Source organism: Chryseobacterium sp. SSA4.19 (assembly GCF_022601875.1).
In the GTDB taxonomy this organism is placed as follows: Bacteria; Bacteroidota; Bacteroidia; order Flavobacteriales; family Weeksellaceae; genus Chryseobacterium.
Genome location: NZ_JAKVIP010000032.1, coordinates 1 through 16,259, shown reverse-complemented (window position 1 = coordinate 16,259; position 16,259 = coordinate 1). Strand labels below are relative to the sequence as shown.

At 35.9% G+C, this 16,259-nt stretch carries 13 protein-coding genes; all 13 read right to left on the bottom strand.

The genetic code is table 11. The annotated features are described in order from the left end of the window. Positions 1-2: 2 nt before the first annotated feature. Entirely contained in the window at positions 3-2,840 is a 2,838-nt protein-coding gene (polA, locus tag MKJ01_RS17035; RefSeq protein WP_241615405.1) for a DNA polymerase I, read from the bottom strand. Positions 2,841-3,070: 230 nt separating this feature from the next. Beyond that, the gene (locus tag MKJ01_RS17030; protein ID WP_241615404.1) at positions 3,071-3,421 is read right to left on the bottom strand and encodes an immunity 51 family protein; all 351 of its coding nucleotides are present in this window, start codon (positions 3,419-3,421) and stop codon (positions 3,071-3,073) included. Between the two features lie 236 nt (positions 3,422-3,657). Beyond that, complete coding sequence (gene tssD, locus MKJ01_RS17025; RefSeq protein WP_241615402.1) at positions 3,658-4,068, bottom strand: type VI secretion system tube protein TssD; 411 nt, start codon at positions 4,066-4,068, stop codon at positions 3,658-3,660. 326 nt (positions 4,069-4,394) lie between these two features. Then, entirely contained in the window at positions 4,395-5,270 is an 876-nt protein-coding gene (locus MKJ01_RS17020) for a lytic transglycosylase domain-containing protein (RefSeq protein WP_241615401.1), read from the bottom strand. A 73-nt stretch (positions 5,271-5,343) separates the two neighbouring features. Next, positions 5,344-7,839, bottom strand: coding sequence for an ATP-dependent Clp protease ATP-binding subunit (locus MKJ01_RS17015; protein WP_241615400.1), 2,496 nt, complete (start codon positions 7,837-7,839; stop codon positions 5,344-5,346). A gap of 313 nt (positions 7,840-8,152) precedes the next feature. Continuing rightward, positions 8,153-8,440: a hypothetical protein gene (locus tag MKJ01_RS17010; protein WP_241615399.1), complete on the bottom strand. Its 288-nt coding sequence runs from the start codon at positions 8,438-8,440 to the stop codon at positions 8,153-8,155. A 228-nt stretch (positions 8,441-8,668) separates the two neighbouring features. Then, positions 8,669-8,962, bottom strand: coding sequence for a hypothetical protein (locus tag MKJ01_RS17005; protein ID WP_241615398.1), 294 nt, complete (start codon positions 8,960-8,962; stop codon positions 8,669-8,671). Between the two features lie 496 nt (positions 8,963-9,458). Beyond that, positions 9,459-10,472: a sialidase family protein gene (locus MKJ01_RS17000; RefSeq protein WP_241615397.1), complete on the bottom strand. Its 1,014-nt coding sequence runs from the start codon at positions 10,470-10,472 to the stop codon at positions 9,459-9,461. 142 nt (positions 10,473-10,614) lie between these two features. Next, the gene (locus MKJ01_RS16995) at positions 10,615-11,571 is read right to left on the bottom strand and encodes a hypothetical protein (RefSeq protein WP_241615396.1); all 957 of its coding nucleotides are present in this window, start codon (positions 11,569-11,571) and stop codon (positions 10,615-10,617) included. Between the two features lie 11 nt (positions 11,572-11,582). Further along, the gene (locus tag MKJ01_RS16990) at positions 11,583-13,520 is read right to left on the bottom strand and encodes a type VI secretion system Vgr family protein (protein WP_241615395.1); all 1,938 of its coding nucleotides are present in this window, start codon (positions 13,518-13,520) and stop codon (positions 11,583-11,585) included. A 201-nt stretch (positions 13,521-13,721) separates the two neighbouring features. Then, complete coding sequence (gene tssD / locus MKJ01_RS16985; protein ID WP_241615394.1) at positions 13,722-14,126, bottom strand: type VI secretion system tube protein TssD; 405 nt, start codon at positions 14,124-14,126, stop codon at positions 13,722-13,724. Positions 14,127-14,322: 196 nt separating this feature from the next. Further along, positions 14,323-15,273, bottom strand: a complete 951-nt coding sequence (locus MKJ01_RS16980) for a hypothetical protein (protein ID WP_241615392.1) — start codon at positions 15,271-15,273, stop codon at positions 14,323-14,325. A gap of 113 nt (positions 15,274-15,386) precedes the next feature. Then, on the bottom strand, positions 15,387-15,893 hold the full coding sequence (locus MKJ01_RS16975; RefSeq protein ID WP_241615390.1) for a hypothetical protein: 507 nt from the start codon (positions 15,891-15,893) through the stop codon (positions 15,387-15,389). Positions 15,894-16,259: the final 366 nt, after the last annotated feature.

Here is a 16,259-nt window from a genome sequence, read left to right as displayed (position 1 = left end):
GTTTAATGCGCTTCCAGCCAGTTATCTCCTACTCCGACTTCTACCAATAAAGGAACCTGCGTTTCAATTGCATTTTCCATTTCCATTTTAATAATGTTCGTTGCCAGTTCCACCTCATCAACCGGAGATTCGAAAATTAATTCGTCATGTACCTGAAGCAGCATCCTGGTCTGCAGCTTTTCTTTTTCAAGCTCTTTCTGAATTTTGATCATCGCCATTTTAACCACATCTGCCGCACTTCCCTGTATCGGTGCATTGACGGCATTTCTTTCTGCGTGACTTTTTACAGAAAAATTACCTGAATTAATATCTTTTAAATGACGTTTTCTTCCTAAAATTGTTTCCACATAACCAATTTCACGGGCTTTTCTCACCTGTTCCGCCATATATTCCTTTAGATTCGGATAAGTCTCAAAATACGCTTCGATCATTTGCTTGGCTTCCGATCTTGACAATCCGGTTTGTTCAGCCAATGCAAAAGGACCTTGCCCGTAAAGAATCCCGAAGTTCACGGTTTTGGCCTGCCCTCTCTGGGTTTTAGACACTTCTTCCAACGGAATATTAAACAGCCTTGCAGCTGTGGAAGCATGGATATCTTCTCCGTCCTGAAAGGCTTTGATCATATTCTCCTCACCGGAAATTTCAGCAATAAGACGAAGCTCAATCTGGGAATAATCGGCAGAGATAATCTTTTTTCCTTCTCCCGCTACAAAAGCTCCCCGGATCTGCTGTCCTCTTAAAGTCCGGATCGGGATATTCTGCAGGTTTGGGTTTACACTTGCCAGACGGCCGGTTGCAGCAGTGGTCTGTGAGAAATTGGTATGGACCCGGTTGTCTGTTTTTTCAATCTGTGACGGCAAAGCATCAACATAGGTTGATTTTAATTTCTGATAGGTTCTGTATTCCAGAATATGGGTAATAATTTCATGCTTTGAAGAGAGCTTCTGAAGAATATCTTCTGAAGTGGCATATTGCCCGGTCTTTGTTTTTTTTGCCTTTGGATCCAGCTGCATTTTTTCAAAAAGAATTTCCCCGAGCTGTTTTGGAGAATTCATATTGAATTCTTCTCCGGAAAGTTCAAAAATTTTGGATTCCAGCTGTCTTAAATCATTTTCAAGATCAATACTTTCCTGGGCAAGCCACTTTTCATCCAGAGAAATTCCGGCCAGCTCCATTTTCGCCAATACTTCCATTAAAGGCATTTCTATTGTAAAGAACAGATCTTCTAAATTTTCTTTTTTTAGCTGTGGCGCAAACAGTTCATACAGCTGAAAAGTAACATCGGCATCTTCTGCTGCATAATCAGTCTGTGTTCTGAGATCCGCATCCCTGAAATTCCCCTGATTTTTTCCTTTTTTCCCGATAATGGTTTCTATAGAGACCGGTTTATATCCCAGATACATCTCTGAAAGGTAATCCATTCCGTGTCTTCCGTCCGGCTCCAGCAGGTAATGGGCAATCATGGTGTCAAACATGGCTCCTTTGACGGTAATATTATACCTATGAAGAATTTTATAATCAAATTTTAAGTTATGAGCGACTTTAACCAAATCTTCTTTCTCAAAAAACGGTCTGAAGATTTCCAGTGTCTGTAAGACTTCGCTCTGGTCTTCCGATAAAGGAATATAGTAGGCCAGTCCTTTTTTATAGGAAAAGCTCATTCCTACCAGTTCGGCTTCCAGCTCATTGAGTGAAGTGGTTTCAGTATCAAAGCAGACTACTCTTTGCTTAAGAAGATTATTCACCAATATTTTCTGGGCTTTCGGATTGTCCACAAACTGATAAAGATGGTCATTATGCTCAATGGTCGACTTTGTAGAAGCTCCCTGGTCCAGGTCTTCATACGTGGCAAACAAATCCAGCTGGCCTACTGCCTGTGCTACTTTCTGTTGAGGCGTATCAGCTAAGGTTACTTTTGCTTCTGCCACAACAGGAGTTCCGGTAGTAACCGGAGCAAAAGCACGGTACAGATTTTCATACAGCCTCCTGAATTCAATTTCATCAAAAACCTCTCTTACTTTTTCGAAATCCGGAGTTTCAAGGTCGTATTGTTCCTGATGGAACTCTACCGGAGCATCACAGATAATGGTTGCTAATTTTTTTGATAAAATTCCACGTTCTGCAGACGCTTCCACTTTTTCTTTAAGCTTTCCTTTCAGCTCATGCGTATTCGCCAAAAGGTTTTCAATGCTTCCGTATTCTTTAAGGAATTTCATGGCTGTTTTTTCGCCCACTCCTTCCAGTCCGGGAATATTATCCGACGAATCTCCCATCATGGCCAGGTAATCAATTACCTGTTTCGGATCATTGATTTCATATTTAGCCTTAATTTCCTCAACCCCAATAATCTGTATTTCACCGCCTTTGTAACCTGGCTTGTAAATTTTGATTTTCTCGGTCACCAGCTGTCCGAAATCTTTATCGGGGGTCACCATAAAAACCGTGTATCCTTCTTTTTCAGCTTTGCACGCAATGGTTCCGATAACATCATCAGCTTCATAACCTGGAACTCCCAAATGAGGAACATGCATCGCATCCAGTATCCTGTGTATATAAGGAATTGCAATTTTTATTGCTTCCGGAGTTTCACTTCTGTTGGCTTTATAATCAGAGAAATCGCCGGTTCTGATACTGGCCTCTCCTACATCGAACACCACGGCAAGATGGGTGGGCTTTTCTTTTCGAATCAATTCAATCAGAGAATTCATAAAACCGAAAATTGCGGTTGTTTCCAATCCTGTACTTGTAAATCTCTGATTTTTGTACATGGCATGAAATCCTCTGAAAATCATTGCATAGGCATCAATGAGAAATAACCTTTTATCTTGTGTCGCGTCCATATTTTTCATAAAGAACAAATATAAGAAATTAGTTTTCTTTTTCCTGATCATACGATCACACGGAACAGATTTATATTAATAAACTTTCTATTCCAATCTCAGACTTTTTAAATTCTTTTTGAAGGATCGAATCAGACTGATCAGAGCTATAAATACATTAAATAGGATCTGGTGGATAAGTTTAAATAAAAAGACTTCATTTCTGAAGTCTTAGTTTATATTGAAAATTTTTAATCCAGTTCGGCCTTTAAAAATAAATCCTGGACCTGTACCTCATCTTCGCATACTTTTTTAAATTCTGTTATAAATTCTTTCAGACTTTCAGGATTTGACGAATAGGCACAGAACATATCCGCTTCAGGATCAAATTTAATTTCGCCTGACAGATCGGGCCTTTTTTCTTCAACAAAGACTTTGGCGAGAGATGCCCAGTCGTATCCATTGCCTTCAAAACCTTCATCTTTTCTCCAATAGAAAATCTCAGGTTTATACGTTCCTGCATTTAAACATACTGAAAAAGTTTTTTCTGAGGCTACCCAAAAAAAGGGTCTGATCGTTGTTTCAAAATCGTACGCTTCCATATGATGTATTAATTTAAATTGGATATTAAAGATAATCAATTTCCGTTTTTATCTCCTTCTTTATAACATATCTTAACTTTTTATGAATTCCTTAATTATCGTTAACTGAATTTTTAAAGGCGAGTAGGTAAAGCATTAAAGAATGAAGGTTTTACTTAAAAATAAAAACAGAATGATTCATCTTAAATAAGACGAACCATTCTATCCATGTATTCCTAATGAGATGATTGCGGATTTTAATTACCGCTGCTTGGCCAGAGACCCTGGTATTTAGAATTACCGTAATCAATGGTTTCAGCACTGATAATAAAGCTTACTAACATGCTGTTTTCGTCTACAGCATCAAAATCTACCTCATGCTGAATCACATATCCGTTCTCCCAGTTTAAGGTAATTAAAGTACCTTCTTCGTGAGATTTATTAAAAGTGATTTCCCCGGTTGTAGGCTTATATTTACCGTTCAGTAAGCTTTCCAAAATATCTGATTTTTCAGTTGCTTCTACTGTTACTTTAATGATTGCATTGGAAGGATCTGAAGCTACTCTTCCGGAAACATCCGTAGATCTGGAAACGCTGTAGTTTAGTTTCAGTAATTTTTGTCCTTCTCCTCCGTTGAATTTTAAGATTCCTCTTGAATTTGCTGCCATAATTGTAAATTTAATTCGTTAATATTTTGTGATTTGGTATATTTTGTATGATTTGTTAAGTCAAAGATAGACTACCTTAATGTATTATAAAATTATTTATCCATCAATTTCATTTTTTGTAGTAGTTCTACGATTTGGTGTAGTAGTTTTACGACTTTAAAAATAGAAAAAATTATATATTTGATAACCAGCCACTTACTTTACAATTAAAGAAATTTATTATAATCTGTAACAGGAAATATACATTATTTATTCCATGATCAATGCGATCAGATAAAATTTATGAGGTTTATAGGTATAGGATTTTGTAAGTTCCTTGCCAGTGATTATTCTTGTGGTGTTATGATTTGTGTACTGTTTTCTTTTAATGACCTGGAAAGTATTTTATTTTTCCTCAATAAAAAATCGGGCATAAGATCTTTAGGAAGGTGCAATATACTTTCACCTTTCTGCTCAAGCTCCTCAGAAATTCCAGGATTCCAGCCAAGAATTTTTTCAACCTCAATATCGAGTTCATCAGCAATCACATTCAGATTGAAGCCTGCATTGATATCCGTTTCCGCCATCTCAATATTATTTTTCCCGCTTCCTCCGTTGACAAAGAAAATCGTATTTATCCTTGAGGAATTATAATTGCTTAAAACACTTTGCAATTCGCCTGTTGCATAACACGCATTGAGGTATTTTTTCACATGGTTAATGGTTTCTGCCGGAAGATATTTAGAGAAGACATGATATTGTGAGGATCCTGCTGCTGCCATAGCTTTGGAAATATTTCCTTCACCGCAGTTATAGGCCGCAACTACCGTTACCCAATTGTTATATTTTTTATATAATTGGCTGAGGGAGATGGCTGCGGTTTTGGTGCTTCTGTACAGATCATTACGGTTCTGCTCTGTCAGTCCGTACTGGTTGGCATGGGCGGTCATAAACTGCCATACCCCGACTGCTCCGGCTCCTGATGTGGCATTTGTATTGAAATTAGATTCAATTAGAGCTAAATTCCTTAAATGTCTCGGCAGGCCTTTTTCTACTAAAGAATATTCAATGAAGGCGACAATATCTTTATTGGCACGAATGATATTTTTATACCGTTTTACAGTGCTTTCAGAAGTATCGGAAGCGCTAAGGAACTGCGCATTCACAAAAGATGACGCGAGTATAATGAGAATCTGGATGCTATTTCTATGTGTTAACTTCATCGTGTAATTTTGTTGAAGTAAGGCTGATAAGAATCCGTATATTTACTTTTTCCTTATCAGCCTTTATTTCTTACTAATCTAATTTCCAGTCTGTTTTATCCTCTTCCGTATTCCAGTCTACATGAATGGTCTGCCCGGATTTCACCTCTTCTCTTACAATCATTTTTGAAATAGGCCTTGCCAGTTGGGACCTGATTACCCCTGAAATTTGTCTTGCTCCGTATTTACTACTGAATCCGCCCAATGCTAAGTTCTTAACGGCTTCATCACTGATCTTTAATGTGATTCCCAATCGTGTCAGTGAAGTATGAAGTGATTTCAACTGAATATTAAAAATTCTCTCTGCAATGGATTCGGTGATGGGTGCAAAAGGTATAATTTCTGTAATCCTTGCTAAAAATTCCGGCCTGAACCTGCCTGAAGCAGACATGATCTGCATGAGTGAAGAAGATTCCGGCACTTTTCCTTCTTCAAACTGCTTAACAATCTCTTCACTTCCGATATTGGAGGTAAACAGAATCAGCGCATTGCTGAAATCCCCTTCTTTCCCAAGCTTATCATGAACTTTTCCTTCGTCCATAATCTGTAAAAACACATCAAAGACTGAATGATGGGCTTTTTCAATTTCATCAAATAATACAACAGTATAAGGCTGCTGTCTTATTTTATTCACCAGCATACCTCCTTCTTCATAACCTACATATCCCGGAGGCGCCCCATATAATAATGCTGCTGAATGTTCTTCTTTAAATTCCGACATATCAAAGCGCACCATAGCTTTTTCATCGTTGAAAAGAAGTTCTGCCATCGATTTCGCCAGCTCGGTTTTTCCAGTTCCTGTAGGTCCCAGGAGAAAGAATGAACCGATAGGCTGTCCTGGTTTATTTAGCCCGCTCCGGTTTTCAACAATAGCATCAGAAAGAATTTTTAAAGCATGGTCCTGACCAACTACCCTGTTCATCAGCAGGCCTTCCATATTCAGGAGTTTTTCCTTTTCCTGGGCCTGGATTTTTCCGATTGGGATATTTGTTTTTGCCGCCATTACTGCTGCCAGTTCCAGGCGGTCTACTTTTTCTCTTTTCTGAGCTGCATGCTGTAAAAGTTCCGCATAGATATCCTCCATAATTTTCAGAATCTGATCGACAGGCATGGAATTATCAATCTGTGGCTGCTCGCTTAAGGAGCCCCATAATATCGGACTGATTTTATCTTTTAACAAATTATAAGTCCAGATCAGTTCATCTGCTTTGTCTTTTTCATCAAAAAATTCTTCCTGCAGAATTGCATCATAACTTGACTTCCAGCTTTCCAGTTCTTTTTCTGAAAGTTCATCCAGCATTTTGATTGCGGCCATTGTCCTGTCTAAAAGATCAATAGCAGCATCAGGAAGCTTTTTCCCTTTTGCATATCTTTTTGCTAGACGAACACATTCCGGAAGTGCCGTTTTTTCCACTTCTATTCCGTGGTGCTTTTTATAACCTTCCAACAGAACATCGATCATTTTCACACAGGTCTTTTCATCGGGTTCCAATACAGTGAGTACTTCAAAACGACGGTTGAAAGCCTGTTCAGGTTCAATAATTTTCCTGTATTCTTCCTGAGTGGTTGCTCCGATCACTGTGATTTCTCCCCTTGCCAGTTCCGGCTTTAACAGGTTGGCAACATTTCCGATGCTTCCTTTAGGATCTAAAAGAGTATGGATCTCATCAATGAATAAAACGGCTTTCTCTATTTTTTTGCACTCATTGATTACTTTTTTCAGGCGGTCTTCAATTTCACCTTTATACGATGTTCCTGCTAATAATGCACCTGTATCAAGCTCAAGAAGTGTGGCATTTTTAAGCATTTCAGGAACATTTCCTTTAATAATTTCTGTGGCAAAACCTTCTACCAATGCTGTTTTGCCAACTCCCGGTTCTCCAATGATGATTACATTCGGCTTACTTCTGCGACAAAGGATTTCCACCAGCATCCTGAGCTCTTTATCTCTTCCTATAATATTTTCCAGCTCTCCTTTCCTGGCCTGGGCCGTTCTGTCTGTACAGTAATTTTTGATAGAAGGAAAGGAATTATCTGAATGGTCTGATCCGTTTGAAAACAGGGAGGAAAATGCTTCGTTTTCAGAATTTTCATAAGGAGTATCTTTTCTGTACAGGTTGAAAATCTCATGTTCTCTGAGTGGCAATGATTTAAGCTGCTGCAGGGTAAAAGCAACCTGTGGTTTTACAATGGCCGTTAAAATACAGACAGGCGTAATTTCGTCAAGGCCTAATTTTAATCGGATATCATCTGCCTCTTCAATAATTCGGTCTACCGCCTCATCTTCACCCACCTCATCGGGAAGATGGGCGGTTTTAGGATAATCTTCGATGCGCACATCTGCCCATTCGTAAAAATATCCCGGGTCTTTATCTATGCTTTTTAAAAATTCATTAAGGCCGATATCTTTGTGCATTAATGCCTGCAGGATATGCGGGCCACCGTAGGTTCCATTGTAGTTTTCTTTTGCGATTGACTGTGCAATATGAAACAGCTGTTTAACCGTTTCGTTGGTTACTAGTACTCCCATTTATATTCTGATGTTTTTGGTGAACAAGGCCGGTATTTTTATGACTCCGGCATCCTTTCTGTAAAATTAGCTATTTATACTTAAAACTTATTTTAATTTTTACATAAAATTGTATCCTATTTATAAAAACGGTATCTGTTACTATTCTTGGACTATATTGACTCTTCTATTTATCGCCTCTATTTCTTTCCAATTGATGTTCTGGGATTCATACGAACCTGCATACTTAATATCAATTAAAGAATTGTTGAAATTTCACTTATGCTTTTTTATAAACTTTCTTAAGCGAAAAGATATTTATTCTAGATTAATATTACAGCTCATATATAATAAATAGTCTTTTTTTTCTATTCTGGGATAGAATCTTTTTTACAGATTTTAAGTTTTCAAAATAAATAATTCCTAAATCAATCGTATCTGTCTTATTATAATCACTCTTATTATAATATTTCTTTACATCAATATATTTATAGTTTTTATTATTCTTTAAAATGAAAACATGCTGTACCATCGTTGACATGCTTCTAACATCTGAATAATCATCTACAAAAAAACCATCATACAAAAAAGAACCACTATGATCTGTTCTTACAGTATCCATATTGTTGATCGCATACTTACTGACAAAAATACCACTCCAGTTATTGGCTTATTATCTGTTTTTGAATATATTTCTCCTTTAACATTAGGCATTATAATATATTTTTTTCCACAGCTTGCAAAAAGTAAGAGTAACAAACAATATATTAAGTTTCTATAGTGCATTATTTCTAAATTATAACTCTTTATTGGTTATACAAATAATATTTCCAAATCAATAATATCAAGTTTATTTTTCTTTTTTCATATAAAAAATATGTCCATTGAAACATTTCCCTGTTGGTTTACAACCAAACTTTTCCAGTGTATCTGTTTTATAACCTTTTTTGATTATAATCAGATTTCCACAGTCCAAAAATGAAAATTCACCGTTGTCCTGAGTTATAATTTTATTGGAATGATTTTCAATATCCTGAACCATTACATTTTCCAATGGCTTTTGATTTTCATCATAAATGTATCCGTATTTTCTTGAACAGCTGAGTATCGTAGCTAAACTGATTATTAAGAATAGATATTTCATTTATGCAATTATTGATGAATTAACTTCAGTATCTAATTACTGGTGAGCTATTAAATTATTTACTTTATAAATAGAATCTCGGGCTTCCTTTTTTAATAGATAGATCGTATCTCCATTAAACAGTTCTCTCTGGATCTCTCCATTCTGGATGTGAACAGCAGGTATGGTATCGGAATAATACAGCTTCTTACTAAAAACCAAAACAGAAGAGATATTTTGATTTTTTTAAATTCAAAATATCCATTTTCATTAGTTGATGACTTATAACCACTTTTTAAATCTGTAATCTGAACTTTTAACAATGGTTTTTTACTGATACCATCATATACATAGCCTTTAGAGGATTTTGAATTACACTCTATAAAAGTCAAATAGATAATTAATAATAATGGTAACTTCATATGTAAATATTTATATGTTAGAGCTCTAACTACAATCCAGAAATAAACTTCATTTTAATTTTATCAGGCACATATCCATCCAGATGACACAACTATTATTTCCTAATTAACATTTTACCCGGAATAGTGCGTATCCAGACATCATCTTTACCAAAAAAAGCGATATCACTAATATATCTCTGATTTAATTTTTCTATTTTCCATGTTTTGCCATTATCTTCACTTCTGTAATAACTTCCATTATCCTTATCAACAATTATTGACATTACATTATCGTAAATCCATGCATCATTGACCATAGTATCTTTAATCGGAAAATTTATTTGAGTGAAATGATCTGAAGTACTTTCTTTTTTAAACAGAACATTTCTTTTATCATCATTCTGAGTTAAAAAATATAAGTTTTGTTGGTTGTCCAGTAAAACAGAAAAAGGAAGGTTTGGCAAGTTTAAAGGTATTTCTTCATTCTGATTATTTTCAAGATTTACTTTCATATAACTTTTCCCTGATTCAGTAAGAAAGTACAAAGTTCCATTATTTGTAATTTCAAAATCCATTATTTGATGAGCATTTGGAATTTGGAATTCTACCCATGTCTTTCCTCCATCATTTGTTTTCATAAACTTGAGGAAGTTATAATTATAGCCTCTCAACCCCATTGTCGCTATTCCTTTTTCAGAGGTCCAGAAATGAATTTCATCGAACGTTTCTGAGGTGTTATAAATTCCTTTCCACGTTTCGCCTTTATTGTCAGAAATATACAGATGTGAATGCTGTTCTTCAGCAGAACTGCCATGATAGCTCCTTCTAAGAGCAAATATTTTTCCCTCTACTGATGTAAAATCTATTATCTCACCTTCTCCTAATTTTTTTTCCTCCCAATGATATCCACCATCTCTAGTAATCAAGATTATAGCCTCTTTATTAAATTCTGACTGTATTGCTGTTAATTTTTTTTCCTCAATTACTTTAAAATTATTATATACTCCACTTAAAAAGCCATCTTTTTCGTCAATAAATTTGAATTTATAAAATCGGTAATCTGTTGCTATTCCTGGATTATATTCACTTTTTTCTGTTCCAATAGTGTCTATTTCTTTCCAATTCATATCTTGTGTTTTTATACATCCCCACATACTCAATATGAGGCAAAGAATTATTGATATGTTACTAATGCTTTTCATAAAACTTTTTTAGGCCAAATATTCATTTTCAAATTAATATTTATATATTACCAAAAGCTTATTTCTACTATTTAAAATAATTTTCCAGTTCTTTCAAAAAGCGATTTGCGGAATCCCGCAATTGTTTTTTCCTGTGTTGATAGATTTGTCTGGCTTCTTCATATTTTTGCTTTCCATAAACTGTTATATCTTTTTTCCATTTAATTAATTGTTCTCTTCCAACATACCATGCTTGTTCCCATGTTCCAGTAGACATCCATTCCTTTAGATCAGGAGTTAATCCAACTTCTATTTTATCTCCTATTGATATTCCAATTAGACCTGCATTAAGATAAGCATCAGGGTGTGTGGCAAAGGCAAATTCTTGAAACCAATTAGTATCAAGCTCTACATTTTTCAGTGTTTTCGTTTTAACTTTCTGATTAAATTTTTTATTATATCTACTTGTAAATGTTTCATTCCTTAATCCTTCGTCCATATACTGTTGAAGATAGTAACGCGCTTGCTTTAGCCATTTCTTTCCTTCTGGTGATAATTTAGGTGTTAAATAGTTACTAAAAACTACACAATATTTATATCCATAACTTTCTCTAACAATAGGAGTACCTTTATCATATTTGGGATATGGCGGCTTAAGAGGCTCTGTATTTATAACTGTTGACCACCATTCTTTTGTACTATCTATTCCAGCACCTATGTATTTTATATTTGATTTAGTAATCATTGGTCCAAAATAATATTTAGGAGGCAAATGTGAGCAATTTTTATGACGCTCAAGAAAGTTTTCGAATCTCCACCTGTAATAAGTGCAATCCCCATAAGCCTTTGGGTAGGGAGTTAGCTTTTTAATACAAATAAATAATTTTTTAGACGGCTGTTCAGATTTACCATAAGATACACCTTCTTCTTTTCCTATTTGAATAATTCTAGAACCTCTATTTTCGATATCATCTTTAGAATATCTTTTGTAATTACCGCCTATAATATTTGTAATATTCCCTTTAACAATTCTTGTCCTGCTCATTACTGGAAAATTTAGAAATTATTACTTTTTTCGGCACTATTATTTTTAACAGTCTTTTCAGAATGATGCTCGTGGGTACCTGTACTCTGTGTAATGATTTTCCCCTCACTTATTTCATTTCTTTCCTTCATAGTTTCACTGTGAACATCCCCTTCAATCATCTCAGTAAGTTTCCCGGTAATAAACATGCTGGTATCGCCTAAAACGGAGGTCATCTTCATCGCTCCTACACTTTGAACATGATTCATACTGATAGTATCTGATTTATTCATCCCAACAGTAGTCGTCATGTTCTGTCCCACATTGATGTCTAAATTTTCTCCCGCATTAAAAACCATATTACGGGGTGCAGTAACGCTGATGTTTCCTTTACCGTCCATGAAATAGGTATTTCCACTAGGATCAATGATATTCACGCTTCCTTCGGCATCATTCATCAGAATTTTTATTCCGCTTCTTGTCTGAATTGATTTGAGGTGATTATCCACTCCGCCGCCAAGCGCTACTCCACCATGGAACATTCCGCCCATGACAAAAGGCCGGTCCGGATGGCTGTGCACAAAGTTAACCATCACCTGGTCCCCAACTTCAGGAATCGCTACATATCCCCTATTCTGGGTAATCTGGTCTGTTCCACCTGCATCAGGGCTCATCATCCTGATAAAATGAGTCGTCTCATTCGACTGCCAGTCGAAACGCACCTGAACCCTGCCCTGGCCTTCGGGATCGGTATTGGAAACCACTGTTGCAATCTGAGGGTCAGCTTTCGGAACTGTAAATTCCGGCTTCGGTAAAAATCCGGTATCAGAAGCAATACCTTGAAAACTTCCTGTGTAATGACCAATAGTATCTATTTCGTGGGAAACTTCAGTGACCATGATCCTGGTAAAGTAGGCCGATTCATTGGTATCGGGTTTACGCATCTGGACATCCACCACACAGCACGGGTGCAAGAAAGGGACAGTTGTGGTTCCTGATAAGGAAAATACATTCACTCCACGGCTTCCGGCTGCGCTCTTCTGAGAGTATTCTACATCGAGATGGGTAGATGCTTTTACAGGAGCTACCTGTAGTGCCGGAGTTTTATAAATAGAACTGTTATGGGCATACGCTGTCTTAGCCAAATCTCCTACATGCTGAACGGGAGTCTCCCCAGAAGTCAGCTTCTCGTTTCTGCTGCTATTGTAACCATAAAACTGAGGTTTTATATGAACCGCTTTTAATTCAACACTGATATCATTGGCATTACTGCCATAGGTTAATTTTATCGGTTTGTTCTGAGGCGGAAGCTTTCCAAAATGAAGCACTTCGCCATCATAATAAAACTGCTCGCCATAAGCTTCAGCCATTCTTGCCAGATAATTATAATGGGTCTCATCATACTGGCTGCTGTAAAGAATCTGGGAATAATCATTGGTGTCCACCCGAACATCGAAACGGCTGGTATCGATCCCCTGTTTAATGACTTCGTTGGCTATGATTCCCATATTGACCGGAGAAGCACCACCGAAACTCTGGATATGGGGAGCGCCATCGAGCAAAATTGTCGGACTGTAACCGCTTAATACAATATTTCCCAAACTCATTTTTTCCTGGCTGAAACCAACTTTTGTGATAACGCCTACAAAGGTCCTTTCCGGGCTGTTATCAATATCTTTATAAGAAATAACAGCGGTAAAACGTTTTCCTAAAAATTTATTGGCTTCTTCAAGGGTGTGGGTCTGGCGGCTGCCCAGAGTATCATGAGCCAGAGTAACACTGAACTCATGGTGCCTTCCCGTACTCTGGCTTAGCCTGAAATGCTTATAATATTTGATGACTTTCCCCTCAATGACAAGAGAAAGCTTAACCAGACGGTTAATCCCTGCGTGATGGCTCTCTGAGATGCCGTCAGCATTCTGGGAGGGACGGAAATTTGCCCCCTGCATATTTTCAGTTGTAGTTGACATAATTTTGTGATTGTGGTATAGGTAAAGTTAAAAAAAATTTTTAAATAAATAGCTTAATTATTTACATATGCTAATGATGTTTCGAACTGCTTTTAAGTACATTACATTATATTTCAAATACCGTAAAATACCAAAAAAGACTGCCTCCGAAGGACAGTCTTTACCTTTTGTATCATCGTGATACTAAAAATCAATTTGTTTTTAAGCTGACGGCCAAAGTCCTTCATAAGCAGAGTTACCGTAGTTGATCGTTTCCGCACTTACCACGAAACTGATCAGCATGCTGTTTTCGTCTACTGCATCAAAATCTACTTCGTGCTGAATTACATAACCATTCTCCCATGTCAAAGTAATTAAAGTACCTTCTTCATGAGATTTATTGAAAGTAATTTCCCCTGTTGTAGGCTTGTATTTACCGTTGAGTAAACTTTCCAGGATGTCTGATTTTTCAGTTGCCTCAACAGTAAGTTTGATTAATGCATTTGACGGGTCTGATGCCACTCGTCCGGAAACATCCGTAGATCTGGATACGCTGTAGTTCAGCTTTAATAATTTCTGACCCTCACCTCCGTTGAATTTTAAAATTCCTCTTGAATTTGCTGCCATGATTTTAAATTTTAATTGTTAATAATATTTTGTGATTCGATGATTGTATAACAAAGATAAAACGGAAATTTCATATCTAAAATTTTTTAATTACCAATTTCATTTTTTGTCGTAATTCTACGATTTGATGTCGTAGTTCTACGACAAAAGATCCGTCTATGTTCTAAATTCTCTATTAAAAGTATTTTACGGACTGTTACTCAATGGTGATAAAAGTAGAGCTTTTAAAATCCTCATAAACTATGCTATAGCTTACCTCAGCACGCTTTACCATTCCTGTTTTAGCCAAAACAGTATATTTCCCGTTGAAAATAACCTGTTGTTCCAAAGTTTCATTCTGCCGGAAGAGAATCTCATCCTGACTATTCCAGTGTTCTACTTTCTGGATCAGTTCAACCGGAATATTTTGTTCTCCAACAGTTTGCCGCAGGAAAGATTTCCCGTTCTGGAAATGATTTCTCAAAGAAGCAAAATAGATTTTCATAAACAGGTTTTCTTTCATTCTTTTATCAAATAGATCCCTGTTCATTACAGCGAATTCAAATTCATCAAGATAAATTCGGGCATACGGATCAGGGAACAGATCAATTAAACGGTTTTTTATAGCTGAAAAATGAGATGCCGCATTTTCGTTCAACTCTATCTTTATGATTCCTCCTTTATCATTTGTTTTGATCACCAAAGGGTTAAGAGCCCGGATTGACTCTGAAGCTAGATCAGACAGCATGCTTCCCTGTGCATCAGAAAAATTATTTTTAAAAATATGAAAGATATGAGATAAACCTTCTTTCCGGATCCATTTTACAGAAACTGTATAAGTAAGAATATTATTTTTCTTTTCCAGTTCGTTTTCCTCAATCTCAGTAATGGTAACTGTATATATTTTGCTGAAATCTTCAGGCATGAAAGGAATGACCGGATTTAATTTCGGCTGTTTGAAAGGCGCATCATTCCTGCTGTTGTATTCATTAATAATTTTAAAGTCAGGAAGCAGCAGTTTTCTCCCCGGCATAAGAACTTCATCTATAATATCTTCTCTTGCACAATGTGAGTTGTGGAATTCTTTGAGATAATTTGAATTTTCAAGATGAATTTCTTCACATATGCTCTCCAATGTTTCTCCGGAAAGGATGAAATGAACAGTCATAGCATTTTGTTTTTGGCTTACACCAAATTAATCCAAAATTTTTATTTTACAAAATGGTTTTATCTCTATTTAATTTAAGATTAATAAGATTCTTTCACGAAGAAATCAGCGTACTACATGTGATTTAAATGAATGATAATTACGCTGTAAAGAATTAAAGTTCTGATTTTGTTAATGGGATATCTGTCATTTGGAGGATTGAGCATATAGATCGTAAATCCCCTGATATAACATTTCCCGTCAATTTCCGAAATAATATATTCTAACGTATCGTCAATTGTTGACTTAATCACCAACTGATTCTTTGAAACAGATTTTATGAATAAACCTGAAAGATTATTGTTTTCGCCATTAATCTTCTCGGAGATTAAAACTCTGTCTTGACGCACTATTTTTATATCATAACTTAATTCATAGTCTTCACTTGACCTTGTAATAGTAAAATTTGTACAGTAATTTCCTTTCCACCGGGAAAAAACATCTTTTTTACTGCTTAGGCCTTTAGTGTTTATCTTTAATTTTTCTTTATAGGAAACGGGCGAAGTTTTCTTATATGCATTCTCAGCTTTACTTTCTTTACAGCTGATAATTAGTAAAAATATGAGAATTAAAGATTTCATGTATTTACTTTTCTGGTTAAAATTCAATCATATCATTAAATAGTAAATAAGTATTTTATTTCTGTCCGATTTGTTTTTTCAAAGGAAGCTGATCATTCCCTGGATTTATAAAATATATCGGACTTCCAGATATATAAAACATGTTGTTATCTTTTTCAATATAGATTATTCCCGTGTCTTGGTTCTGAGGATCAAATGGAACAATTAATTTATTTTCTTGTTCAAGTACCTTTTATACTTTTAAAGGTTTTTGCATTTCCTCCATCACTTGTGTATTTTACTATAATATTGAAGTTGTTTAAACTTATTTATAAAAAAAAGTTCCGAGAAAATTAGCAATTTTGGATTGCAATTTAAAAGACTAAT

What these genes read in the sequence shown, in the direction of transcription:
- tssD (WP_241615394.1), bottom strand. Translation starts at nt 14,126, where the DNA reads ATGGCAGCAAATTCAAGAGGAATTTTAAAATTCAACGGAGGTGAGGGT.
- MKJ01_RS16975 (WP_241615390.1), bottom strand. Translation starts at nt 15,893, where the DNA reads ATGAAATCTTTAATTCTCATATTTTTACTAATTATCAGCTGTAAAGAA.
- MKJ01_RS16980 (WP_241615392.1), bottom strand. Translation starts at nt 15,273, where the DNA reads ATGACTGTTCATTTCATCCTTTCCGGAGAAACATTGGAGAGCATATGT.
- polA (WP_241615405.1), bottom strand. Translation starts at nt 2,840, where the DNA reads ATGGACGCGACACAAGATAAAAGGTTATTTCTCATTGATGCCTATGCA.
- MKJ01_RS17030 (WP_241615404.1), bottom strand. Translation starts at nt 3,421, where the DNA reads ATGGAAGCGTACGATTTTGAAACAACGATCAGACCCTTTTTTTGGGTA.
- MKJ01_RS16995 (WP_241615396.1), bottom strand. Translation starts at nt 11,571, where the DNA reads ATGAGCAGGACAAGAATTGTTAAAGGGAATATTACAAATATTATAGGC.
- MKJ01_RS17000 (WP_241615397.1), bottom strand. Translation starts at nt 10,472, where the DNA reads ATGAATTGGAAAGAAATAGACACTATTGGAACAGAAAAAAGTGAATAT.
- MKJ01_RS17010 (WP_241615399.1), bottom strand. Translation starts at nt 8,440, where the DNA reads ATGGATACTGTAAGAACAGATCATAGTGGTTCTTTTTTGTATGATGGT.
- MKJ01_RS16990 (WP_241615395.1), bottom strand. Translation starts at nt 13,520, where the DNA reads ATGTCAACTACAACTGAAAATATGCAGGGGGCAAATTTCCGTCCCTCC.
- tssD (WP_241615402.1), bottom strand. Translation starts at nt 4,068, where the DNA reads ATGGCAGCAAATTCAAGAGGAATCTTAAAATTCAACGGAGGAGAAGGA.
- MKJ01_RS17005 (WP_241615398.1), bottom strand. Translation starts at nt 8,962, where the DNA reads ATGAAATATCTATTCTTAATAATCAGTTTAGCTACGATACTCAGCTGT.
- MKJ01_RS17015 (WP_241615400.1), bottom strand. Translation starts at nt 7,839, where the DNA reads ATGGGAGTACTAGTAACCAACGAAACGGTTAAACAGCTGTTTCATATT.
- MKJ01_RS17020 (WP_241615401.1), bottom strand. Translation starts at nt 5,270, where the DNA reads ATGAAGTTAACACATAGAAATAGCATCCAGATTCTCATTATACTCGCG.